Source organism: Candidatus Nitrosocosmicus franklandus, from assembly GCF_900696045.1.
In the GTDB taxonomy this organism is placed as follows: Archaea; Thermoproteota; Nitrososphaeria; order Nitrososphaerales; family Nitrososphaeraceae; genus Nitrosocosmicus; species Nitrosocosmicus franklandus_A.
Genome location: NZ_LR216287.1, coordinates 1,330,120 through 1,354,137 on the forward strand (window position 1 = coordinate 1,330,120; position 24,018 = coordinate 1,354,137).

Genomic DNA, 24,018 nt, shown 5'->3' on the forward strand with positions numbered 1-24,018 from the left:
TTATTCTAATGCAAATTAACCATATTTAGCACAGTATACATATTTGATCAATTCGTACAATGTTTGCTTTTCCAGATATAATAATGAAAATAGTTATGTAACCAATGGTAACGTAGTGAATAAGACCTGACAACATTCTCAATTTATTATCACTGAAGCTAAGGTAGTTATAATTTAGTAACATAATCGTATGATACCAAAGTTTTTTTGCAGACATATCTTTAGTTTCTTTTAATTTTGTTATAGCAAGTAATTGATTAACAGTAATTGATTAGATTTAATTATGTGATTATCATATTGTGACATTATGGTAATTGCTTCAATTAGTCTATTAGCTAGTTTCTTAGCAGTACTTGGCATTGCTGTTGTCCTCTCTCATGATGATTTAACTACTCCCATAGTAGCTTTTGCTCAGAATGCGACAAATACCATTGGTCAGAATGCGACTAATGCAACAGCTACTACAGTCACGGATAAAGTTCAAGTTTCCATTGTACCTGGTGCATCTACATTAACTGATAATGCATATAGTCCAAATCCTGTTGAGATTACAATAGGTCAAACAGTTGTTTGGACAAATGATGATACAGCTTTTCATACCGTCACTTCTGGAACTGTGGGAGCAGTTGATGCTGGACAAGTATTTGATTCTGGATTGGCAGGACCAAGCGCTCTTACCAGCAAGGGCAAAACTTTTGAACATACATTTGATGCTGCAGGAGAATATCCGTACTTTTGTATATTGCACCCAGCAATGGTGGGAACAGTTATAGTAAATTAACACCTTTTTCTTTTTTTATATTCGTTACACTGCGCGCTTATAGCCTATTTAGAAATACAATATTTTAAAAACCATCAAAATTTCTTTTCTGTGAATATAGTTTAAAGGAACGACATCCAATAACTGCTCAAATTACAAAAGGAATAATCCATGAATGATCATGTTGTGCTTGATGATATTCGGTTCATTTTCTATATCGTTTTTCAAGGCAAATTATTGATATTACAATCGCTAACCTTCCGACTATGCTCCAAAATATTGCTGCTGCAGAAGGAAAATTCGGAAACAACCAATCATGATCCCATACTCCATAGAAACCAAATGGATTATAGTAATATTTTATCCACTCTATTATACTTGTTGTAGGTATATGATTTTCTGTCCACAACAAATTCCCACGTAAAAGTCTTTCAACTCCCCATATGGGAGAATCCATAACTAGCGTTGAAAGCAGAAACACTACTATAAAATACTCTATTCTCAACGGTTTAAGAAAGAACATAAACAAAGTCGGTATAAAATGTCCAATTATATTCCAAGGTTGATAAATATGATTTCCTCCAAACACCTCACCAATAGAAAGGCAATTTATGGGGATATTACTGACAGGGCAATATGCTATAGAATCAAGCAAGTCAAACCATGTGGCATAACCTACCGACACTAAGATAATTAATGCAATTCTCCTCTTTGTCCATATGGTTTCCCTCCTCCTATTCGTAATACTATCACAACCACAGCCACATTGTAATAAACTTAAAACTTGTCCTCAAATCCATAAACTGCAATAAGAATATCATTGAATGCATGATTTTCATTATTCTCGAAATATGCAAAGTCAAATAATAATCAAAATTGTTATTTGGGAGCTATTTTTATAGACTTGATCATCGATTCTATGTCATCCATATTGTGATCAAAGTTCTTTTCTGATGAAGTATAGGTTAAAGATAGTGTCTTGTTGTTCTCAAAGACAGAAGTTACAAACAAGCCCTTAATGATACCAAGAGAATTATCAACATAATTATTAAATACTATAGATCCGGCTGTATGACCATCAATTGTAAAATTTTTAAGGGTCTTGTCTAATATTTCTAGACCGTTGTTAAATCTTTCCTGAAGAATAAGAGGATAATAAATCAAAAACCCATCTTTGAATTCTTTTTCGTCCAGATCAATATCTGTCATCGAAATAGTAATAATGGACAAGTGGTCGGGCAGTGTGAACTGCGTAACAGGATACCCAAATTTAATATAAGGTTCCTTATATTCTACCTTCCAACTATTAGGATATTGTAAAGTGTAGTTGTTGTTAGGATCAGTATAAGTTGTATTTTGTACTTTGTCTGTCTGTGATTGAACTTGTAGCTCCTCCTGTCCATAGATAAATACATATGAGAAAATGCTAGTTGTTAGCAGTGCCATAAAGATGATAAAGATTGGCATGCAAATACAAAATAATTTAATAAATGAAATCTTGGATTTGTAACAAAGATCATTCATTTTATAAATATATACGATAGGAAAATAATATATCTGATGCTAATCTATCAGCAAGCAAAATATTGTCTTTTTATTGAAACTGATCACTAGACACCCCATTATATATAATTCGAATGAATTGCATCTTATTCCTCATATCGCATCTATTGATAGCAGTTCAAACTCGTTATCTATTATTCTATTTACCATATTTGAGAATTACCATCATTTAGCTACTTTTATCTTTGGTATGACTTTATTTTTTTGTATTTGTCCATCTTTTGGTTTATTTTTGAGCTTTTTGGGTAGTTCTTTCGGGTATACTCTTTTTAACCAATTTCATCAGCAATCAAAGACTTGTCTAAGTCGGTGTTGTATTGAGTAGGAAGCAGTATCTTATCGATTATATTAAACAGCAAAAATGATTTGAATTACACGCTTTCATCATCTTTACGTTTTATATTATCTTAATGTATTCTGAACTATCGTAGGTACCCGAATTCTGAAAAAGAAAGTTTATCTTCTTAGCTGACAATCATACATACCGGTATTAAAGATCGTTTGGTTAATCCAGATACTTTTCTTGCAAGGCTCCCAAAGTCATTATGGAACCTATACCATGAATTTGGTTTCTTTCCTGATGACCGTATCGATATTTCCCTTTCTTCAAAAAAAGTATTTAATTGCTGGGAGAAAAAATGCAATTTGTAAATCAAAACAAATGATTTCTTCAACAATTTTTTGATCTGTCAATCAGATATTCCAGCATGGATGGAGGCATTTCATAAAGAATCACGATCTTTTGCCACAATCATATTAATGTTAATAAAATATTTTGCCGACTAAAGAATAGATAAACAAATAAATGAATTTATTTCCATTTGCAGAAATTCTAACGTTATGTCTGAAGAAATCTCTAAAATAATGGTATGCATAGATGGCTCTGAGAATTCGATTAAGGCTGCTAGAAAAGCTCTGGAAATGGCAAAAAAAAACAATGCAGAAGTTATCGCAGTATATATTTCATTTATTCCATACTATTTGAGGCGATTGCCTCAATACGGGTGGGAAGGACTACATGAGTATGATGTGGGACAGATGAAAGAGTGGCTAAAAGACATTATGATACAGGCAAAAGAAGACAATATTCATTTCAAGTCATTGGTAAGAGAGACCACATCATCAATTGTTAAAGAAATTATCAATATTGCCGATGAAGAAAAAATTGACTTGATTATTGTAGGTAGTACGGGCAAATCAAAACTTGATAGAGTGTTGGTTGGCAGTGTAGCCCAAGGTGTAATGACCAACGCGAAATGTTCTATCTTATTAGTAAGATAGATGCGAGTATATTAAAACTAAGTTGGTCGCAAACAATAGATCTCCAACTACATCATTATCACATGAATATGTGTACAATTACAATATTATGATCTTTTTTAATACTTTAACCTAAATTATATTAAAAGACCTCATTTAATTCTAAATATTAACAAAACAAGAACAGTAGTATATAACATGGCTACCAAGGATCGAGTAATAATATCTAATAGTAATCTAGTTTTTGTCAATTCTTTTGTCGTTACGTACCAGTTAAATAAACAATTAGGTTAATGGGTAGTGCAAGGTGAAGAAAGAAGTCGATCCGAATAATAAACAAATAAGACAAGATCTATTTGATTTTAATGACTTTCGACGTAATTATATAAAATTAAAGGTCAGTTAACACATGAAATTTGTTTTGACGGCGAATCACATAGAACATTTGTCTGTTAAAATAACATGTTTAAAGATTATAAAATTTAGTTTATATACAGTTGACGATACATCAAATATAATGAATAATATCGTTAATGTGAACAAAGCATTAAGTGTATCAACAGTCTTGGCGATGTCGTTCGTACTCCTTTTAGGTCCGACTTCCATGACCATGAACGTATTTGCTCAGGGCAATACTGCTAACCAAGGCATAGGCCAATCACAATTTGCCACTCAATTAGGTGTTTGTGTATCTGGCGACGGTACTCTTTTTTCCTGCAACAACTTGAATGCTCAAAACCAAGTCAACACTGGAAATAACGCATTAGCACAACAAGGTGGCGGTGGTAAAGGTGGCAATACTGCTAACCAAGGCATAGGCCAATCACAGAGCTCTAACCAAAATGCATTATGTGTTTCTGGAACAGGAACCTTTGTTTCCTGCAACAACGTGAATGCTCAAAACCAAGTCAACACTGGAAATAACGCATTAGCACAAAGTGGCGGTGGTAAAGGTGGCAATACTGCTAACCAAGGCATAGGCCAATCACAGAGCTCTAACCAAAACAGTGGTGTAGTTTCTGGTGGCGATACTACCGGCTCAGGCAACAACGTAAACACACAGAGTCAAACAAACACTGGAAATAACGCATTAGCACAACAAGGTGGCGGTGGTAAAGGTAAAGGTGGCAACACAATTAATCAAGGCATAGGCCAATCACAGAGCTCTAACCAAAACAGTGGTGTAGTTTCTGGTGGCGATACTACCGGCTCAGGCAACAACGTAAACACACAGAGTCAAACAAACACTGGAAATAACGCAGCAGCACAACAAGGTGGCGGTGGTAAAGGTGGCAATACTGCTAACCAAGGCATAGGCCAATCACAGAGCTCTAACCAAAACAGTGGTGTAGTTTCTGGTGGCGATACTACCGGCTCAGGCAACAACGTAAACACACAGAGTCAAACAAACACTGGAAATAACGCAGCAGCACAACAATAATTTTTTTTGTTTTATTGAATCAATAATGTATTTTCCATTTTAACCCTACCGATCATCATCATATTTTCGCTTGATCCTTTGCAATACCTACTATCAAAGATGCTCTGCTAGTAGAGCTGGATCATGATTCATAGGTTACTAAGTGTGTGCGTAACTGAATCCTTGTCTTTAGGTAAAATTAGGTAATGCCCGGAATTATGATATATAGCTGATTACAAAAGGAAAGACTATCGATGCAATCGAAAACCAATAGACTACTGCGTGTTTAGTCTTGTTAATAAGTACATTTGACACGTCTATCTTACATTTAGTTAGATTCTCCCACTTCATCAACTGATTTCATCAACATGACAACGAAAGTATTTTGAAATACCTTTACAGGTTCGTATATGACCGACATATTCTTTTCTCCAATTGATTCGAAAGTTATACCTGATTGTCCCTATATGGTGTTTCTAAAACTAGTGAGATTGGCAAAGACTCGGGCATCATGCTTCTGTTCACGTCAGAATCTGCAATTTTCTGTCCATTATACCCAACATAGATTACATGAGTATACCCATCAGAAGATGTAAAATTAATTGATTGAAGTTCTTCATTTAATGTCCCAACAAAATCAAGACCTCCTGCCCACACTCCAACCAAACTAGAGTTGTCATCTAATGAAAATACCTGAAAGACTATTACAGATTGTAATCGACCTAAAGATACCGATATGAATGGGTTTCCGATGTAAATCTCATTTGTATCAGTTACTCCTTTAAAGTAACCTCGAAATCCTAGATTAGCTAAAGTAGCCATTATCTGTCTAGAGAACGTCTCGTAAGGATATATATCTCCATTTGGAATCATAAATGGAATCATAAAACCATCCCTAAAATCCTTATAACTGGACAAAATATTTTGAGCGACCAACCTCTTTTGAATATCTACATCTTGAGGTATTGTGTGCAAGGAAGTTAGTGATTGGTTAAGCAAGTTAAATAGTGGGACTTCTCCTACCTGCGGCAGTTGACTGGTCATGTTAAGGATTGCGCCTGCATTCCGAATATGGTTCTCAAGGATTTTGCAAGGATTTTTGTTATTTTGAGTTTTCCTTTGCGCTATCAGAATCGACAGCAGTAGTATCGTTAGAGTAACCTTCATGCATTCTGTTAATTGTATCGGTAAATGATTGCTGGACTTGATTTTCTATTGTTTTCTGCAAATCCAATTGGTTTTTTGAATTAATTTACCAAGTGAGAAAGCAGTATTATTATCAGAAGAGATAGTAGACGTTGCATTAACATACAGAATAGCATCAAAATTTTGAATATATACTAAAGAATATAACGAGGATAAAAGAAAAGAAATGAAATAGCAAGATCAAATTTAATCTTATTTTGTATTATGGATTATGATGACGACGTATAAGAGGGGATTACTGTCAGTAACAAGTTAAAACATATCTTAAGATTTAATGATATTTGTTTTTGATCATATGGTTATTTATTCAAATCCATTATGAAATATATCTTAAATTGTTATATTTATTTTAGAACATATTTTCAAAGTTAATTTGATGATAGATTAGTCGACTCGGCATTTAATTCAGAGAACACATTATCATGTTTGACAATTCGGTTTTATTCAGATTGTTTCTTAGAGTAGCATGGAAAATCAAATCCAAATTCGATTATATCAACCGAAATGTAAGTATACTCATTTATTATGAAAGTAGTTCAAAATATGAATTGTTTATGGACGGTGAATGAACAATTTCAAGACACAGAGATCTTAATACTATGTTCGAACATTTGTTTTATGGGGATAAAATTTGGTAGAAACTACCCCGATCTTGATAGATGATAAGAGATGGCACAATATTACAGTTGAGGAAACGTCTACACTTCTGGATGTAAATATCCAGTACGGATTAACTAGAGAACAAGTGGAACAGCGTCGAAAACAATTTGGCCTCAACAAAATCACAGTTAAGAAAGGTATTCATCCTATGGCTATGTTTTGGACTCAAATACGTCAACCCTTGATCCTCATCCTCTTATCTGCAGGTTTGATAACTGCAGTCATAGGAGAATGGGTTGATTCGGCAGTCATTTTTGGAGTAGCTATAGGCAATTCTATTGTAGGATTTATACAAGAATACAAAGCTACACGCGCAATAGAGACTCTATCAAAGATGTTAACAACCGAAGCTACTGTCTTGAGATCCGGTCAAAAGAAAAAAATATCTTCTTTCGAACTAGTTCCTGGGGATATCGTAGTTCTAAGATCGGGTGATAAAGTTCCAGCAGATATTCGATTATTTGAAGCAAGGATTTGAAAATCGACGAATCTACACTCACGGGTGAGTCAATATCTGTAGAAAAGGACAAAGTCGAACCGGTAAATGAGGATTCCGTTATCTCGGACCGAAAAAACATGGCATTTTTAGGAACGCTCGTTACTTATGGTCATGGATTGGGAATAGTTACTGCTATAGGCGATATGACGGAAGCCGGCTCGATATCACAAAGTATTGCTACGACACCAGAAATTACAACGCCTTTAACACGCAAACTTGCACAGTTCAGTCAAAATCTTTTGTATATCATATTGGCATTAGCCGTCATATCATTCATAGTTAGTATGGTCAGAGGGGTTCACCGTGTTGAATTGGTATTTATGTCATCCATAGCTCTTACAGTAGCAGCGATTCCCGAAGGTCTACCTGCAGCAATGACCATCACATTGGCTATTGGTGTGAGCATAATGGCAAAAAAGCATGCTATTATTCGTAAACTTCCTGCGGTAGAAGCACTTGGAAGCACCACCGTAATCTGTTCTGATAAAACAGGAACACTCACTCAGAATCAGATGACCGCTACTGCTATATATTGTGGTGGGATCAAGTATTCAGTATCAGGTAGTGGTTATTCGCCTAAAGGGTCTATTGCAGTACAAGCAAATTTTAAACAAATTTCAAGTAATATCTCGATAACATCTTTCAAACTAAGACAACTGAAAGAGTGTTTAATTTCGGGCATTCTGTGTAACGATTCACATTTGGTTCATCAAAAGGAAAATGATGTTTGGGAAGCTAAGGGAGACCCTACCGAAGTCGCATTGATAGTTTCAGGGTTAAAAGCTGGGTTAAATGAAGCGGTTATTAACAGTACTTTTCCGCGAATAGATACTCTTCCATTTGAATCACATCTACAGTATATGGTAACGCTTCACAAAACATCAGACGATATCGATTTTCCATTTCATATTTTATATTTAAAAGGTGCAGTAGAAAAGATATTATCGATATGTTCATTTTATATCAAAGTATATAATAAAGAAATCGAGGAAAATTTACCTCAAGACAAAGGTTATGGTAATGTTATAACAACCAATGACAACAAGTACACATTAAATCAAGACGATGATAATTTTGTGATGGGCTTGACTGATGAGGAGGCGTGTCCTCTTCTTGATAGTGATAAATCTAAGATACTTAAAGTCCATGAAGAAATGGCATCGAATGGATTACGGGTACTTGGTTTTGCGCGCAAATTAGTTCCGCTTGAAAAGGACAAAATTGTTTCAAGTGACATGGATACAAATTTTATATTTATAGGATTACAAGCCATGTTAGACCCTCCACGTACAGAAGCAATATCCGCCGTTCGAAGTTGTTTGAATGCAGGAATAAAAGTCAAGATGATAACCGGCGACAATTTGCATACTGCTATTAGTATCGCTAGACAGATAGGAATTATCGAAATTGTTCAAGACTCCAAGAATAACATTCCCATAAATTCGTCCAATACTAACAGAGGTGTTCCATCAGCAATAACAGGATACGATATCAAAAGACATTCCGATAGTGATCTGGAAAACATTGTTAAAAGTACAAATGTGTTTGCAAGGGTATCTCCAGAACAAAAATTGTCTTTAGTCAAGGCCATACAGAAAAGTGGAGAAATAGTCGCAGTAACAGGCGATGGCGTAAATGACGCACCGGCATTAAGACAGGCCGATATCGGTATTGCAATGGGGGTCACAGGAACCGAGGTTGCTAAGGAGGCAGCAGACATGGTGCTTACAGATGATAATTTTGCATCCATTGAATCAGCGGTACGGGAAGGACGAGGCATATTTGACAACATAACAAAATTCTTGACTTGGACTCTTCCCACAAATTTCGGTGAAGCTATGATCATACTAGTATCAGCCCTAATAGGCACCAGTCTCATTATTCTTCCAGTTCAAATTCTTTGGGTTAACATGACTACGGCGTTAATTTTGGGTATAATGCTCATTTTCGAACCATAAGAACTTGACATAATGCAACGCCCTCCACGAAACCCCAAATCCAATATACTATCCAATCAGGGTATCAGGAGGATTTTTATTGTGAGTGGAATAATCACGCTGTCGGTTTTCGCTATGTTTGAGTGGAACCAACAAAAAGCCGGTTCCACTTTAGAAGAGTCGATGACTGTAGCAGTAAATACGATTGTGATGATTGAGATTGTGTATCTATTGAACTGCAGGTCCTTGACAGAATCATTAGTCCGCATAGGGTTTTTTTCAAACAAATACATACTTCTTGGAATAATAGTGATGATAAGCCTGCAAATAGTATACACATACCTTCCTGAAATGAATTTGCTTTTCAAGAGTGCACCAATTAGTTTTGAGGCATGGATTATGATAATAGCCATATCAATAGTTTCGTTTCTCATAATTGAGATTGAAAAGTGGGTAAGTAGAAAAAAATTTCTTTCTAAAATCTAGCTAGCTTAAAATGAAAGGGATAAATTGATTTTTAGATGATAGTAATAGTTCATCTTACCAACAACACTGAGCAATGTGCGTACGTCATCACGCCTTGGGCAACACTTCCAACAAGCATCCTTGTAATCTTGGATTTTCCAGTACTTCCTATCACGATCAACTCTACTTTGTTCTTTTTGGCAAAATCTACTATTTTTTCTACAATTGACGAATCGGTCTGCTGGACTTGGACCTCTACATTAATTCCGTAATTCTTTGTCTCTATGATAATGTCTTCAAGCCAGTGATGCACTTGCTTAAGGTTTTCTTTATAGTCCTTCTCCCAAACGAGAGGTGAAATAGAAATAGACAAAGGCAGATACAAAACATGTATAGCTATTATGTCATAACCATCTGTTTTGGCTATTTCCAGTGCCTTTCTGGCTGCCTTTAACGAGCCATCAGAACCGTCCACACAGAGCAGTAATTTTGAACGTTGATTTGACAATTTAGTATAATCAGTATTACCGATATAAAAGCAGTATCAATTTTTTAATGAACAAAGGACTAGATACTCTTTGGATATCGAATAAGATTATATCGAAATTATTGTATTGTCCTTTCACTCAGTAAACTATTCAAATCGATTAACACAATTCTTTTGCAATAGATCACCATCATAGTTTTATAATAAATAATATAAACCCGCTAACCGCTAGACATTTACTGAACAGTAGATCTTTTGAATGATGATCAAATACAAGAGTTTATTGATGTTGATGTTTAGCTCTCATGTATTGTCAATATCCATCCATCCATCTATCCTTTGACAGTTATTTTGGCATTCATCTGGTCTTTAACCAGTCACCTACCTTGGGCCATAATTGTTGATGGGCTCTGGAACTTATACAAGCTCCAACATGCCCCGAATCAAATTCTATAATTGATTTATCCACACTCCCTATTGCATTATTTATTGCTCTACTTGATTCAGGATCAACTAAATCATCCTTTTTTGCTATCACATTTAGGAAGGGATGTTTAATTTTTCTCAAATCAATTTTTTTATCTCCATCTATTATCATCTCATTTTTTATCAGAAGATTTTTCTTGTAGCAATCATCTACAAATTGTCTATATATCTCACCTATTATGGGAGGACTATCATACAGCCATGTTTCTGTTGCAAAAAACTGCATTATGGATTCGAGGTCTTTAGGCTTGCCACCCTCTAGAAAAAAGTGAGGATATTTATGCAAAATATCTATTGGACTTCTAAGTAAAAAAGAGCTGTTGATAAACTCTCCAGGTATATTTCCAAATGTATCCACAATAGTGTCGGCATTAATGCCTTTTGTCCATACACTTAAAAGATTATTATCGATGCTAAAATCACCCGGTGTCGCGAATGTTACGATATTCTTTATTTTTTCAGGATAAAGCGATGTATACATGAGGGCCAAGTCTCCCCCCCAGCAATAGCCCAATAATGAAACCTTTTCTGAATTAGAATGCTTTAAGATGTAATCAACTGCATTGACAAGATAGTTGTCAACGTAATGCCCTATAGTAAGCTCTTTATCAAACGCGCTAGGTGTTCCCCAATCTGTTGCATATACGTCAAAACCTTGCTTTTGAAAGTTTCTGACTATACTGAAATTTGGAAGCAGATCTAATATGTAATTTCTGTTGATAAAAGCATAGACAATCAGTAATGGTGTACGAACAGATGCAGTAGTATATTCATCGCGTGTTGTAAGATTCGTGTGTTGTGAGATTCTCCTTTGTTTTTCGATCTCTTCCGCATCTCTTGCTCGTCCTTCACGATCATCTTGAGGAATATCATAATGAAACAAAGAATATTTGTTTTCAGAATGAATTTTGTGAGAGGGAGTTCTGTACATTATATCCCTTATCGGCTCGACAAAAGTGTTATTCCAATAAGCATTTAGATTGGACACTTGTTGATATAATAGTCCAGCACCTGTGATCTTTGCAAGGTTGCAATAGCTTTCGATAAATTCGGAAAGAGAAATTACAAAGGTTTTTTCTCTAAAATTGGTATCAAATTTATCATGTATCTTAGAAAGTATTATTTTTTCAGTCTTCTTGTAAAGTTCTTGTTGTTGATGATAGTTAAGAAACAACAAATTTCTTTCATCATCCATAACTTCCCTTTTGATTTCCTTTATCTCCTCTCTAGCATCCTTAAATGGTACGGAAAGCGCATCGATAAATGCACTATTTAATCTCGAATAGAACTCGATCGAAGAAGCAATGGTATCAACATAAGCTTCCAATAATCCAGATTTATTATGATAATGATCAATATTAGGAGAAACATCAGCATTGGAGTCTATGTCTCTAACTCCTTTGATATGATTTGGATTGGCATTATTATTCATAATTTTGTTTTAGTCAAAAGAGTATATAAAAGACACCTAAGGATGTCTATGCCGATTGATTTGTTATACGATTCCTTAGATTTTAAATTTTCTTCTCATCTTCTTCTAAAGACGATAAAAGTTGTTTATTATTATGACACCATGAAACAATAATTCTGTTTCTGGTTTTCTTTTTTTTGATATCATACAGGTTATCCAAATACTTTCTTTATGGTAGAAAAGATAATTCCAACTATGAATCTACGTATCTTTGAACATTATAAGTTGCTTATACATTGTAGATAGTAATCTGTAGATTAAAAACAGGCCCTTACCGTATACTTATTGTTATGAATTATCGTTTCTCCCTCTCTGCATACGGTATCACAAAGAAGTTCGTACTTGAGGAGCAGCACTAACACTAGGATCATAATAATTCAGAATTTAAAATAACTTCTATTAAATGACCAGTGTACCAATTATGGTATAAAAAAATCGAACTCTGGTGTGAAATAATACAAATCACCACTTATCAAATAAAAAAAACAAAATAATTTTCAGATGTAAATTAGTCACAATTTTTTCTACTAATTCTACTAGTAACGACAGATGTATTTTGTACTTTGATTGCAATTATCTTTAGTTAGAATATTACGGAGAATTTTTGACCGGTATTGAATCCAGGAACACAATTACAATATACAATAATTTTGAAAAAATTTGTTAGCATAGTTGTGAATTTGTTGATTCCTTATTCTTAGATAGAAACGAAAGTCGAGTTTTCAAAACACGCTTATATCTTCAAGCTTATTAAACGAACAATTTAGATAAAAAGGCTCTGTTCGGCTCTGTTCATTTAGCGTCAAGTCTATAGCTTGAAGATGTCCTATCTCTTTTATGAATACTAGAAACAGAACACCTTCAAAATATGTGTATTATGGCTTACATTTGTACTTTTCAGGTCTTTCTCTTAGGAAAACATCTGAAAGATTATCATACTGTATCAAACGAAATCATGTCACTATCTGGAACTGGATTCAAAAGTACCAACCTAAGATTATCAAGACAAAACAAAGAAGGATATGTGAATTCATTGTAGATGAAACATTGCTTAAGGTTGGTTCAGAATACACGTGGTTATGGGTTGCAATAGATGCGAAAAGTAAGGAAATTCTCTCACTATCCATTTCTAAGGAGAGAAACATGTTTGTTGCGGAACGGTTTCTGTCAAACATAGTCAGAGACTATGGAAAGCATCCAGTTTCAACAGATGGTGGTACTTGGTATCCCATGGCTTGTCAATTCCTTAAATTAGAACACCATCTCCATTCCTCCTATGAAAAAAACTTGATTGAAAGAACAATGCAGTATATCAAGGACAGAACTGAAAGTTTCGATGATTACTTTCCCTGCAGGCTAAAGAACTGCAAACTAAAACACGTAAAAAACTGGTTGAACCTGTTTGTCGACTATCACAACAAGGAATTAAAACCTGTTAACTGAACAGAGCCCTCTGTTCACTTAATATGTTTTATTTCATTGTTATGATGGTCTACAAAGAGCCGCAGCCAATTCCGTACATGCTTTAACTTGCAATTCTTTATTCTACAAGGAAAGTAGTCATCGAAACTTTCGGTTCTATCCTTTATGTATTGCATCTTTCTTTCAATCAGACTTTTCTCCAGAGAGGAATGAATGTGATGATCGAGATTTAAGAATCTACAGGCCATTGGATACCAAGTACCTCATCATCAGTCGAAACTGGATGAATTCCATGAATCTTGACTAAACCTGAAATGAATCTTTCAGCTACAAACATGTTTCTTTCTTTAGAGATAGACAGTGCGAGAATTTGCCTGTTTTCTGTCTGGTTCAGTTGCAACCCAGAGCCAGACAAACTCTGATCCCACCTTCAACATGGTCTCATCTATTATATACTCTAGAACTCTTCTTCTAGTTGACTTAGCTTTTGAGGCCTGTATTTTTGAATCCAATTCCAGATGGAAACGTGATTTCTCTTGTATATCTGAGACAATCTTTCCGAGGCTTTCCTTAAGGATAGGCCTGAAAAGTACAAATGCAACCCATAATATACATACTTTGAAGGCGTTCTGTTTCTAGTAAGCATAAAAGAAATGGAATGCTTTCAAGCTATAGGCTTATCGTTAACTGAACAGAGCCGATAAAAACTACAGTTCTACTTCAATGAGTAAAATGTGTCGATTTTTGAATGATCCCGATTAACAATATGAAGAAATATCAAAATGAAAGTATGTTCATGCGAACTAAATTACTTTTAACTAGGCCCGTCTATAACATGATCGCGAATCGTGATTCAACAGGTTTTTCTCTCTTTTATCGAGTCTACAAAAAAATTACAGCCATTTCCTAGCTGTTTTGACTTGCAATACATTTGCTACTTGGAAGATACCTATGTAATTCTCTTATATGTTTAATGTATGAAAACATTATTGCAAGCAAAGTTCTTTTCTAATACGAAAAATAAATTAGATGAGTCTACAATCGATTGCTTTGAAATGAATGTTAAGCCTCACTGTCTGTTGTAGAGATAATCTGTCTACCTTGGACCGTATCGGCTATCAAGAAATCTCTAATACTAAACGATTTCTAGGTTTCGGTTTTATTTCCTTCCTTTGTTTAAAAAAGATTTTCTTTCATCCATTGCTTCAATTATATCGGTCTTGCTAACAATTCCTTCTAATATATCACCATTGTCACACACAAGGATCTTGTCTTGGTTTTCTTTGATCATGATCGAAAGTGCTTTTTCGGCCGTATCATTTACATTCAGTAACTTTATCTTACTCTTTGATAACATTACATCCTTAACAAGAACAGTGTTTCTTTCTGGTTCAGGAACATTTAAACAGCTTTTGAGAGTAACTATGCCAACAATTTCGTAATTTATTTTTGTTACCGGAAAAGAACTTTTCATGTAAATATTAAAGTAGTTTCTCAATATGTTATTGATCGTAATATCTTCCGGAACAGAAATAACATTAGTTCGCATCAACTCACCCAATTTAATCTTGGATAATATCTTCATAATATCATATTGATACATATATGATTGCGCTCCATTCTGCAAAAACCATCCTATTAATATAATCCACATGCCACTAACAAATGATCCCGAGAGGATTATCAAAATTCCAAGTCCAAAAAAGATATAAGATATTATAATACCAATCCTTACGGCGATTCTTGTAGATTTGTCATAATTTTTGTTTCTGCTAAAAAGTAATGATCTTAATATTCTACCACCGTCCATTGGAAACGCTGGAACAAGGTTGAAAATCCCTAAAATTAGATTTAAAAATGCTGAGTAGAAAAATATTCCGTTGATCATAATTAATGCTGTATCGTAGAAACTAGCTGGAGGCCAAGTGGTAGATGGTAACGAGGTAATCCACCAAAATACCGCAAATATACCAGATAAGGCCAGGCTTACTGCCGGTCCCGCTATTGCCATTTTAAACTCTTTTTTAAACTCTTTAGGTTCCTCCTCAATGTCTGAAACCCCTCCAAAAATAAATAGCATAATTTGTCTAACTCGGATTCCATAAGATTTTGCTACAATGGAATGCGATAATTCATGTAGTAATACAGATAAAAATAAAATAATAGTGCCCGTAATACTCATTATCCAATAGTTCACCTGATTCATTCCTGGTGAATATTGAGGCATGAATCCATATGCAAGCGTCCATGCAATTAAAAAAAATACCAGAACAAGTGAAAAGTGTAATCTGATTGGAATCTGGTAAATTTTTCCTACCTGTAATGACATTTTATATAATATTTCTATTAAATCTGCTTTAATAAAATCATTGATATACTAACAAAAAACATCATGAAAACACATTTGAAAAAAGTGCAGGTTATAGCGGTAGTTACTGTGTTTGATTGTATGAAAGTATGCTTGAATTTACTGGCACAGTAATGTTAGGTTATGTTGCAGTAAGGTCACAAAAGCACCATGACACTATTTGCCATGTAAATGGATAATACTTGTTTGCTTGCATGTTTGCTCATCTATCTATCTGTCTGTCTGATGTCTCTGTATGCTTATCATATTTCTATTGGAAATATTTGTTCAAGAGTCGTCCATTTTGGATAAAATAAATTTGATCAATTCCACCATTCGCGATGCAAAGCCCCATTCGTTATCATACCAAGACAATACTTTGACTGTGTTACTTTTCTTCCCTAACACCATAGTGCTAAGGCCATCAACTATAGAAGAATGAGGATCTCCTATAATGTCTGACGAAACTATTGGGTCCTCTGTATACGACAATATTTCCTTAAATTTTCCTTGTGCAGCTTCCTTTAATGCGGTATTAATTTCACCACTGGTAACCTCTTTTTCTAGGGTTACTACCAAATCTATTATAGAACCATCGCTAACAGGTACTCTTAAAGCCATGCCATCCAATTTACCTTTCAATTCAGGAATCACCTCTCCAATAGATTTTGCCGCCCCAGTTGTAGTAGGAATTATAGACTCTACCGCAGATCTTGCCCTCCTCATATCCTTATGGTGCAGATCCAAAAGATTCTGATCATTGGTAAACGCATGTACTGTTGTCATAAACCCCTTTACTATTCCGTATTTATCATTAAGTACTTTGGCTACAGGAGCAAGAGCATTTGTGGTACACGATGCCATAGATACTATGCTGTGATTCTGTGCATCATACACTTTTTCATTTACTCCCAAGATCATTGTTGCATCAGGGTCTTTCGCGGGAGCCGAAATTACTACCTTTTTTGCTCCTGCCTTGAGATGTTTGCTAGCTCCCTCTCGATCCTTAAATTTTCCAGTAGATTCCAAAACAAGATCGATTTGAAGACGATCCCAAGGCAGTAATTGGGGATCTTTTTCGGAAAATACATTTATTTTGTGATCATTTATTATGAGGCATTTATTATCCTTATCTACAGTTACCGTACCATCAAATTTTCCATACACTGAATCATATTTGAAAAGGTGAGCTAGAGAATCTAGATCACCAAGATCATTTATTGCAGAAATATTAATCGATTTATTAAACTCTTCATCTTTCAATGCGGCCCTTAAGAAAGTTCTACCTATGCGTCCAAAACCGTTTATTGCAATATTTTTCATAAATAGTATTAACAAAGAAATCTATTAAGTATTATTTCAGAAAATTATAACTACAATTTCTCTTTTATCTATACTTTTAATATATGTTTAATTCTCTGATAAATATAACATGTTATTCCATATCAACTTAGAAGTGTTTTTGGCCTACAATTATTTCAACTAAATGTATGATAAAAGTGGATGAAGAGATAATGTATATGTGTATTTGTTGCCTACTACTGCAATTTCCAATTGTTCTTATATTAATCTACAATTCCTAATTTCTTTGCCAATCTTACCAATTTTTGACTATAGGATACAGGAAATCTTTGTTCCTGATCTTTTTTTATAAGAAACGGCATCATTTGAATTTGCCGTTTATAATATTTCTGTATCACTGATAACTGTGGTAACGATTTTACAATAGAACCATTTTCAATAATCTTTTCCAAAAGAGGCAAAGATCCCTCCTCCATGGACTCGTCTGCCAATGAAATTATATCTTCAACCAAGATCCCTTTATTATCCATGATTCGGTGAATTTGCTTTGGGCCCGGCAATGTATGTTTGCTAAGACTTTTTTTGGCTTTATATATTATTACCATTCGATCAATATCAGATGCAATGATACCTGAATGCAATTTTATATTCTCGCTGCTGAGATCTGATTTGTCCTTTTCTTGTACCCGAATAGCGACCAATTTATATACGCAGTTTATTACTGAACTATCTCGCGATGTACTGAGCTCTGTGCCTACAGCAAAACTATCTATTGGAGCCTTATTTTCGAGTAATCCCTTAATAATACTTTCATTCAAGTCGCCACTTACCATAATTTCTGTATTCCTATAATCGGTGTTCCCCACAGCATCCAATATTTCCCTTACTTTCTTGCTTAGATACAACAAGTCTCCGCTATCTATCCTCACTCCTTTTGGTAATATTCTTTATTTTATTATCATTTTTATGGCATTTAATGTATCAAAGGTATCAATTAAAAGAAAACCATCCGGAAAAAGTCTTTGGAATTCCTTAAATGCCATAATTTCACTTTCAAAGCTCGTGATAAACGAATGAGCCATGGTACCGTAAATAGGTATACCAAACTGCATGCCAGCAAGAGTATTTGATGTACCCACACATCCTCCTATAAAAGCAGCTCTTGCTGCCAAGAGAGCAGCTTGTGGTCCGTGAGCTCTTCTTGAACCAAATTCAATTATTGGTTTATTGCTGGCAATATTACAAATTTTAGAAGCTTTTGTAGCGATGAGTGTTTGAAAATTGATCGTTGATAAAAGATAAGTTTCTAGTAGCTGAGCTTCTATAATGGGAGCTTCAATTCTGAGTATTGGTTCGTTAGGAAATAGGGTTGTCCCTTCTGGAACAGCCCACAAGTCGCCTGTAAACTTTAATTCAAGCAAGTAATCAAAAAAATCTTGGCTTATCTTTCTAAAAACATCTAAAGATTTCAAATAGTCTATTTGATCTTTGTTAAAAGTAAAATTCGAAATGTATTCTACCGCTTGCTGTAATCCTGCAGCCACCAAATAGGATCTATTTTCAGGTAATTCTCTAGCAAACATTTCGAATATAGCCTTTGTTTTCCAATCTTTATGAAATTGACTGAAATAATACCCTGCAGCCATAGTTAGTTCATAAAAGTCTGTCATTAGTGCTGCTGCATTGTCATCTAAACTACTAACTTTCATATATTCCAATTAAATTAAGGTTATTTTATTAAATTATCATATTATTTTTTCCCAATTTATACTAGGGTTTTCTTAAACTGCTTTAAGATTATTTTTATCGGGTTATCTCGTTACTACTTCGACCTTGTAATTACCAATTTCAATAGATTCAAGTATTACATCATTCCTAAATATTGAAACTAATATATAAGAATAAGCATATTGTTGAGTAAAAGATATAATATTTTTGTACAACAACATTATCATAGTGTACGAGAACGGGATCCTAAAAAGATATCCAAAGAATCCCATACTTACTCCTAATAAAAGTAATTGGTGGGAGAGTCAAGCTGTTTTTAACTGCGCCACACTGTATGATGGGAACAAGGTACACATGTTATATCGAGCTATAGGGGAATATGAGAATTATATTTCAAGAATAGGATATGCTTCCAGTCGTGATGGTTACAGTTTTAAAAGACGAAACAAAATAGCCTTCGATCCTATTTTAGACTATGAACAATTTGGTATAGAAGATCCACGATTGTCTAAAATAGAAGACAAGACTTATGTGACCTACGTAGTATTGTCTCAACATGTCAAGGCAGGACCAGCTGTATCAACTGCTTTGGCAGCAGTAAACAAAGATTATTCGCACTTTGAAAGATTGGGTATAATTACAAGCAAAGAAATGGATAACAAAGATGTAGTTCTTTTCCCTGAGAAGCTTCCTTCTAAATTGAATAAAGGAGGAAAATCATTTTTTAGTTTACACAGACCCAGTTCCTGGGTTGGCAAAGCATATGGGGTTGATAGCCCCAGCATATGGCTTGGTGAATCTTCTCAGTTAACTACGGTAGAAGAACATACTTTACTTATGAAACCGGAGTTTGAATGGGAGCAATTAAAGATAGGTGCTGGACCTCCGCCTCTAAAGACAAAATATGGTTGGTTAGTAATATACCATGGAGTTAGTTTAGATAGAATATATAGTGCTGGCGCTGCAATCTTGGACTTGAATAATCCAGCTAAAATAGTTTGTAGATGCAATAAGCCAATCTTGACTCCAACTACAGAATATGAAAAGTCAGGAGATGTTGATAACGTAGTTTTTCCCACAGGGTTATGCAATATCGACGGAGAATTGTTCCTTTATTACGGAGGTGCAGATAAAGTCTGTTGTCTAGCAACTGCTGAACTCGACGATCTAATACAATACATTTTTCAGAATAATGAAATATAGACTAAAAACATGGTCGATAGAAACAAGCTAACAAGTAGCTATTATAATAGTATGTATGTAAACATGGGATCAAAAAAAGCAGATATAAAACACAGTTACATTATCAGGATTAAATTCCTCATTGTCATCGTTATCAACTGGTTTGCATTTCCTCAAAAAAGACTACAATGTTGTTGAATTTTTAATATATATATGCAGTTATCCTATGAAGGATTATTTGAATACCTACTTTATTATCAATAGATCAATAGGATATTTTACAATTTGCTCTTTCTTACAATTTAGAAGGAACAACAATAATGAAAGATTTTAGAAAAAATGTACAATGTATATATAGAAAATTTTGATAAATATCATCATGGCTACACTCAAGCCTAGTATTTTAGTACCTTATGATGCAACTGAACTCTCCATAAAAGCACTAGATAAGGCCGTTGAAATTGCTACAAATATGAATTACACCATTCTTCTTTTATACATTATCGATGATGCCAGCTTTTGTCCCTCAAAAATGGAAAAATTTATTTCAAATCAAAAAGACTTTGAGAAAGCTAAAAAGTATTTTGTAAAATCTATTAGAGAGGGCGCGGATAAACACTTGTTTCAGCTTGTCAACAAGATTAAGGAAAAAAATAAAACGAAAGAAAAAGAATCGTTTATCAAATATATTATCAGAGTAGGGCACCCGGCAGATGAAATCCTTTCGGTTTCCAAGGATCCAAACATACGTTTGATAGTAATGGGTACCAGTGGATCATTGAAAAAACGGCACAATAGAAGAGGGGTAGGAAGTATATCTAGATGGATCTCTGAGGTAGCATCTTGTCCTGTCGTTTTGATGCGCTAATAAATCTCAATCATACTATTATACTATCGAAATAAAATTCGATAATTCAATTACAAATAAAAAAATAGATATTGTTTATTGGATATAAAAAGATGAATTATAAATCTATACTTCGTATATTTCTAGACACAAATGAGCGTGGATGCCTATTTGAAACCGAAAGTGCTAATGGTTTCTACTGAATATCCTCCAATTACAGGTGGCGTTGGAAGATATACAAGTAATTTAGTTAAAGCACTAAAAGAAATAGGAGTGGAAGTATATGTATTATGCAATGAGAAAGGAAATGGAGATTTTTTTGGACTTGAGCCATTAAATGAGAACAATTCGCAAGTAATATTGGATGTTGTCAATGCAATAAAACCAGACATAGTACATATTCAATTAGAGCATGGTCTATATGGCTTTAAACAGGTATTTAAAAAGAATTCAAATAAACCCATTACAAATATAGAGGACTTTTACGAAAAATGTCCCATTCCTATAGTAACCACATTCCATTCTGCATATCCATTTAAACAATGGTTAAGAATATCAAAACTCTTGTATCGCCAACAAAATGATATATTAAATACAAAATCTATCAATCCTATAGACAAAATCAAAGAATATTGGAAAGCTTTGTCAACTTATTATGTATTCAATAAGGCCAATAAAATAAAGCTTAAAAAAAGCAATGCCAATATTGTGTTTTCGGAATACTTGGCTAATTTGATATCTGATGGCGAAATTAGCACTGTTGATACCACCAATTCGGATCTAGAAAAAAACAAAATATTTGTCATTTACCATGGAGCTGAGCCTATTTTATCTGTCCCTCCTGAAAAGATTCAGGCTAGAAGAAAATTTAGTTTGCCCATAGATAGAAAAATAGGATTACTTTTTGGTTTTGCAACAAATACCAAGGGTTGGGATATATTGAACAAGCTTAACATACCAAATAATTGGACAATAGTCATTAATCAATCAAAAAACCTATATGGGTCAGGCAAGTCGACACCGATAAGAATACTGGATGATCCAGATTCCAAAATCAAACAGGATTCTAACAACAAGGATCAGAAAATCATCAATCTAAATCAGGGTTTTTTGAGTGATAATGATCTCTCTACTCTGTTTTATTCTTGTGACATTGCTATCCTCCCATATACCGTAACTTCAGGTTCGGGAGTTCTTTTCGATGCCCTAGCCCACGGTTTACCGTTTGTCGCTACTAATTTAGGTTTTTTCAAGGAGTTTGAGAAGAAGGGTCTTGGAATAACAGTCAAAAGAAAACCTTACGAATTTGAACGCGCCATTAAGAAATTGGAAGCCAACTATTCTGATTATGTTCGAAAAGTCGAAGAGTTTAAATCGGAATTAAAGTGGACCAATATCGCACGCCAACATTTAAAAATATATATCAAATCAATGTCAGAAGGAAAAAAAAGTACAGCCTTATAATAATATCGTATCTACCTCATGTTGTTCAAAAATAATCTAACCATGATTAGCTTAAGCAGAGAGCAAGCAAGGTGTTCCTAAGCAACTAAATAAATTTTATCAATGTGAGCAAAAGTTTCGTTTCCATTAGTCAAGTTAATTGCATATTCAAAATCAATTTGTTTCTGCCTTTACCTAATTTATTAATTAGTCTCTAATTACAAAAAATAATTGTGTGTATCTATATGATGTATTTGACTTATAGTATATGCATATGTGCTAAATACAATAGTTTGAATCAACTAAAGCACAGTAAATTACTTGCTTGCTTCTTGTATTATATCTTCTACTTGATAAACTATCTGGCGACAATTAACTAGAAAAATAGGTGCGACTATCGGAACTTTTCATCTAGTTTTTTCATTCTTGCCTCATAGCCTTTGTTGTATTCCAATTCGTCTGGAACCAAAGTTGCCGGGTGAATAAATCCTTGGTTTCTAATGATCATCGCACGCTCAGCAGCCCAAAATCTTTGTAGATCCCAGTCAACAGTTCCAAATCCGTCATGGGGTCCTACTAATTTGCCATTGTGCATACTAAATACGAGACACGAAACAATCGGAATAGCATAGTTAATACTGGCTGGCGAATTCAACTTTACAGGCATGAGAGGCATATGATGACTCCCCCTCGTGTTACCCGCGACGTAGTGTGGATTATTAAACGCACTCCCTGCTTCCTCAGTGGCTGGAAAGTTCTTTTGGGTTCTTACAATAGAAATTGGATCGTCTTTTCCTACATAGGTTCCCGCAATATTATGCAGTCGGTCAGTCGATGAAGACAAGATTTGCTCAGTATGATCAGAAGAAAATACGGATGAGACAACATAACGTCCCGGATACATCAATGCTGCTTCTAATTCGGGTTTATCAGCCCATAATTTTAATTCAGCAATTTTTCCTGTAAGTACATCCATTACATGGAAAATAACTCCTTCAGCTAGTTTTTCATTGATTAAAATGCCTGTATTACTTCTTGTATCCACAAACATTCGCCAAAAAGGAAAGTTAAACGCTCCTGGCTCGGTTTTGTCAGCAGCAAAAACACAAAATACTTCGCTTGGCCTTTCGTCCATCTCTATTTCCGCCACACCAGGTCCCATTCCCTTCACGTTTCCTGAAAAGGCATCCTTTAGTAAATCCTGACCAGCACCATACAGTCCCTGTTCCTTTGCAATTTTAGTTCCCTCTGTAAAGGCATCCCAAGCAATCTTGTGTATTTCGTTATTGTTTACTCCATGAGTATGAGTCATAATTATGTGTATATCGTCTCCCGTGTAGCCGATATAATGATCAATCAACAGACCTTCAGATTTTGAGGATATGATTTCTTTAACCTTTTGAAGTAATTCGTCACTGGGACGAGTATGACCGCCTATGGATCCGATGTCCGCCTTGATAGCTGATACTGTAATTTTAACCATGATTAATTAAAAGAACAGTTGATTAAGTAAGTTTTGGTTGTGAAATTTAA

The 24,018-nt window shown here is 34.6% G+C and carries 24 protein-coding genes; 10 read left to right on the forward strand and 14 right to left on the reverse strand.

The genetic code is table 11. From position 1 onward, the window contains the following. Positions 1–307: 307 nt before the first annotated feature. The gene (locus tag NFRAN_RS06260) at positions 308–781 is read left to right on the forward strand and encodes a cupredoxin domain-containing protein (RefSeq protein ID WP_134483884.1); all 474 of its coding nucleotides are present in this window, start codon (positions 308–310) and stop codon (positions 779–781) included. A gap of 184 nt (positions 782–965) precedes the next feature. Here the strand turns inward: NFRAN_RS06260 and NFRAN_RS06265 are convergent, their stop codons facing one another. Next, positions 966–1,445, reverse strand: coding sequence for a hypothetical protein (locus tag NFRAN_RS06265; protein WP_134483886.1), 480 nt, complete (start codon positions 1,443–1,445; stop codon positions 966–968). Positions 1,446–1,639: 194 nt separating this feature from the next. Beyond that, positions 1,640–2,227, reverse strand: coding sequence for a PsbP-related protein (locus NFRAN_RS06270; protein WP_172602176.1), 588 nt, complete (start codon positions 2,225–2,227; stop codon positions 1,640–1,642). A gap of 936 nt (positions 2,228–3,163) precedes the next feature. Between NFRAN_RS06270 and NFRAN_RS06275 the strand changes: the two genes are divergently transcribed. Both NFRAN_RS06275 and NFRAN_RS06280 read left to right on the forward strand, forming a co-directional pair. Continuing rightward, the gene (locus NFRAN_RS06275; RefSeq protein WP_134483890.1) at positions 3,164–3,604 is read left to right on the forward strand and encodes a universal stress protein; all 441 of its coding nucleotides are present in this window, start codon (positions 3,164–3,166) and stop codon (positions 3,602–3,604) included. Between the two features lie 496 nt (positions 3,605–4,100). Next, positions 4,101–5,024: a hypothetical protein gene (locus tag NFRAN_RS06280; protein ID WP_134483892.1), complete on the forward strand. Its 924-nt coding sequence runs from the start codon at positions 4,101–4,103 to the stop codon at positions 5,022–5,024. Between the two features lie 426 nt (positions 5,025–5,450). On the opposite strand, the gene NFRAN_RS06285 is transcribed toward NFRAN_RS06280, so the two are convergent. Together NFRAN_RS06285 and NFRAN_RS14325 are read right to left on the reverse strand one after the other, a co-directional pair. After that, complete coding sequence (locus tag NFRAN_RS06285; protein WP_134483894.1) at positions 5,451–6,047, reverse strand: hypothetical protein; 597 nt, start codon at positions 6,045–6,047, stop codon at positions 5,451–5,453. A gap of 58 nt (positions 6,048–6,105) precedes the next feature. After that, the gene (locus NFRAN_RS14325) at positions 6,106–6,231 is read right to left on the reverse strand and encodes a hypothetical protein (protein WP_269472316.1); all 126 of its coding nucleotides are present in this window, start codon (positions 6,229–6,231) and stop codon (positions 6,106–6,108) included. Positions 6,232–6,840: 609 nt separating this feature from the next. On the opposite strand from NFRAN_RS14325, the gene NFRAN_RS14330 reads away from it, so the two are divergent. From NFRAN_RS14330 to NFRAN_RS06300, 3 genes are read left to right on the forward strand one after another with little or no spacing between them, the layout of a single operon-like run. After that, positions 6,841–7,347, forward strand: coding sequence for a cation-transporting P-type ATPase (locus tag NFRAN_RS14330; RefSeq protein ID WP_134483896.1), 507 nt, complete (start codon positions 6,841–6,843; stop codon positions 7,345–7,347). Beyond that, entirely contained in the window at positions 7,344–9,326 is a 1,983-nt protein-coding gene (locus NFRAN_RS06295) for a cation-translocating P-type ATPase (RefSeq protein ID WP_134483898.1), read from the forward strand. The genes NFRAN_RS14330 and NFRAN_RS06295 overlap by 4 nt, the downstream gene beginning before the upstream one ends. Positions 9,327–9,338: 12 nt before the next feature. Further along, positions 9,339–9,791, forward strand: coding sequence for a cation transporting ATPase C-terminal domain-containing protein (locus NFRAN_RS06300; RefSeq protein ID WP_134483899.1), 453 nt, complete (start codon positions 9,339–9,341; stop codon positions 9,789–9,791). A gap of 49 nt (positions 9,792–9,840) precedes the next feature. Here the strand turns inward: NFRAN_RS06300 and NFRAN_RS06305 are convergent, their stop codons facing one another. Together NFRAN_RS06305 and NFRAN_RS06310 are read right to left on the reverse strand one after the other, a co-directional pair. Next, on the reverse strand, positions 9,841–10,278 hold the full coding sequence (locus NFRAN_RS06305; RefSeq protein ID WP_172602177.1) for a universal stress protein: 438 nt from the start codon (positions 10,276–10,278) through the stop codon (positions 9,841–9,843). 337 nt (positions 10,279–10,615) lie between these two features. Then, positions 10,616–12,175: an alpha/beta fold hydrolase gene (locus NFRAN_RS06310; RefSeq protein ID WP_134483903.1), complete on the reverse strand. Its 1,560-nt coding sequence runs from the start codon at positions 12,173–12,175 to the stop codon at positions 10,616–10,618. 876 nt (positions 12,176–13,051) lie between these two features. Here NFRAN_RS06310 and NFRAN_RS06315 point away from each other — a divergent pair. Further along, positions 13,052–13,657 carry a DDE-type integrase/transposase/recombinase gene (locus NFRAN_RS06315; protein WP_134482534.1) on the forward strand — a complete coding sequence of 202 codons (606 nt, stop codon included), beginning with the start codon at positions 13,052–13,054 and terminating at the stop codon, positions 13,655–13,657. Between the two features lie 14 nt (positions 13,658–13,671). On the opposite strand, the gene NFRAN_RS06320 is transcribed toward NFRAN_RS06315, so the two are convergent. The 7 genes from NFRAN_RS06320 to pncB form a co-directional block, all read right to left on the reverse strand. Continuing rightward, positions 13,672–13,884, reverse strand: a complete 213-nt coding sequence (locus NFRAN_RS06320; RefSeq protein WP_134483905.1) for a hypothetical protein — start codon at positions 13,882–13,884, stop codon at positions 13,672–13,674. After that, positions 13,866–14,051 carry a hypothetical protein gene (locus tag NFRAN_RS06325; RefSeq protein ID WP_134483907.1) on the reverse strand — a complete coding sequence of 62 codons (186 nt, stop codon included), beginning with the start codon at positions 14,049–14,051 and terminating at the stop codon, positions 13,866–13,868. Before NFRAN_RS06325 ends, NFRAN_RS06320 begins: the two co-directional genes overlap by 19 nt. A gap of 42 nt (positions 14,052–14,093) precedes the next feature. Further along, a complete protein-coding gene (locus NFRAN_RS06330; protein ID WP_134483908.1) occupies positions 14,094–14,282 on the reverse strand; it encodes a hypothetical protein in 189 nt (62 codons plus the stop codon). 513 nt (positions 14,283–14,795) lie between these two features. Further along, positions 14,796–15,965: a site-2 protease family protein gene (locus tag NFRAN_RS06335; protein ID WP_134483910.1), complete on the reverse strand. Its 1,170-nt coding sequence runs from the start codon at positions 15,963–15,965 to the stop codon at positions 14,796–14,798. Between the two features lie 306 nt (positions 15,966–16,271). Beyond that, entirely contained in the window at positions 16,272–17,306 is a 1,035-nt protein-coding gene (gene gap / locus NFRAN_RS06340) for a type I glyceraldehyde-3-phosphate dehydrogenase (protein WP_134483912.1), read from the reverse strand. 242 nt (positions 17,307–17,548) lie between these two features. After that, positions 17,549–18,214, reverse strand: a complete 666-nt coding sequence (locus NFRAN_RS06345; protein ID WP_134483914.1) for a hypothetical protein — start codon at positions 18,212–18,214, stop codon at positions 17,549–17,551. Positions 18,215–18,232: 18 nt separating this feature from the next. Then, positions 18,233–18,994 (reverse strand): nicotinate phosphoribosyltransferase, encoded by a 762-nt coding sequence (gene pncB, locus NFRAN_RS06350; RefSeq protein ID WP_134483916.1) that lies wholly within the window; start codon positions 18,992–18,994, stop codon positions 18,233–18,235. Between the two features lie 226 nt (positions 18,995–19,220). On the opposite strand from pncB, the gene NFRAN_RS06355 reads away from it, so the two are divergent. The 3 genes from NFRAN_RS06355 to NFRAN_RS06365 all read left to right on the forward strand — a co-directional run bounded on the left by NFRAN_RS06355 (position 19,221) and on the right by NFRAN_RS06365 (position 22,506). Then, positions 19,221–20,216, forward strand: a complete 996-nt coding sequence (locus tag NFRAN_RS06355) for a glycoside hydrolase family 130 protein (protein WP_172602178.1) — start codon at positions 19,221–19,223, stop codon at positions 20,214–20,216. A 358-nt stretch (positions 20,217–20,574) separates the two neighbouring features. Continuing rightward, the gene (locus NFRAN_RS06360) at positions 20,575–21,063 is read left to right on the forward strand and encodes a universal stress protein (protein WP_134483920.1); all 489 of its coding nucleotides are present in this window, start codon (positions 20,575–20,577) and stop codon (positions 21,061–21,063) included. A 132-nt stretch (positions 21,064–21,195) separates the two neighbouring features. Beyond that, positions 21,196–22,506, forward strand: coding sequence for a glycosyltransferase family 4 protein (locus tag NFRAN_RS06365; protein ID WP_134483922.1), 1,311 nt, complete (start codon positions 21,196–21,198; stop codon positions 22,504–22,506). 373 nt (positions 22,507–22,879) lie between these two features. On the opposite strand, the gene fbp is transcribed toward NFRAN_RS06365, so the two are convergent. Next, positions 22,880–23,968 (reverse strand): fructose-1,6-bisphosphate aldolase/phosphatase, encoded by a 1,089-nt coding sequence (fbp, locus tag NFRAN_RS06370; RefSeq protein WP_134483924.1) that lies wholly within the window; start codon positions 23,966–23,968, stop codon positions 22,880–22,882. Positions 23,969–24,018: the final 50 nt, after the last annotated feature.

Coding starts and splice junctions, on each gene's coding strand:
- NFRAN_RS06260 (WP_134483884.1), top strand. CDS start 308: ATGGTAATTGCTTCAATTAGTCTATTAGCTAGTTTCTTAGCAGTACTT.
- NFRAN_RS06270 (WP_172602176.1), bottom strand. CDS start 2,227: ATGCCAATCTTTATCATCTTTATGGCACTGCTAACAACTAGCATTTTC.
- NFRAN_RS06275 (WP_134483890.1), top strand. CDS start 3,164: ATGTCTGAAGAAATCTCTAAAATAATGGTATGCATAGATGGCTCTGAG.
- NFRAN_RS06280 (WP_134483892.1), top strand. CDS start 4,101: ATGAATAATATCGTTAATGTGAACAAAGCATTAAGTGTATCAACAGTC.
- NFRAN_RS06285 (WP_134483894.1), bottom strand. CDS start 6,047: ATGACCAGTCAACTGCCGCAGGTAGGAGAAGTCCCACTATTTAACTTG.
- NFRAN_RS06300 (WP_134483899.1), top strand. CDS start 9,339: ATGCAACGCCCTCCACGAAACCCCAAATCCAATATACTATCCAATCAG.
- NFRAN_RS06310 (WP_134483903.1), bottom strand. CDS start 12,175: ATGAATAATAATGCCAATCCAAATCATATCAAAGGAGTTAGAGACATA.
- NFRAN_RS06315 (WP_134482534.1), top strand. CDS start 13,052: ATGAATACTAGAAACAGAACACCTTCAAAATATGTGTATTATGGCTTA.
- NFRAN_RS06320 (WP_134483905.1), bottom strand. CDS start 13,884: ATGGCCTGTAGATTCTTAAATCTCGATCATCACATTCATTCCTCTCTG.
- NFRAN_RS06330 (WP_134483908.1), bottom strand. CDS start 14,282: ATGCTTACTAGAAACAGAACGCCTTCAAAGTATGTATATTATGGGTTG.
- NFRAN_RS06335 (WP_134483910.1), bottom strand. CDS start 15,965: ATGTCATTACAGGTAGGAAAAATTTACCAGATTCCAATCAGATTACAC.
- gap (WP_134483912.1), bottom strand. CDS start 17,306: ATGAAAAATATTGCAATAAACGGTTTTGGACGCATAGGTAGAACTTTC.
- pncB (WP_134483916.1), bottom strand. CDS start 18,994: ATGAAAGTTAGTAGTTTAGATGACAATGCAGCAGCACTAATGACAGAC.
- NFRAN_RS06360 (WP_134483920.1), top strand. CDS start 20,575: ATGGCTACACTCAAGCCTAGTATTTTAGTACCTTATGATGCAACTGAA.
- NFRAN_RS06365 (WP_134483922.1), top strand. CDS start 21,196: ATGAGCGTGGATGCCTATTTGAAACCGAAAGTGCTAATGGTTTCTACT.
- fbp (WP_134483924.1), bottom strand. CDS start 23,968: ATGGTTAAAATTACAGTATCAGCTATCAAGGCGGACATCGGATCCATA.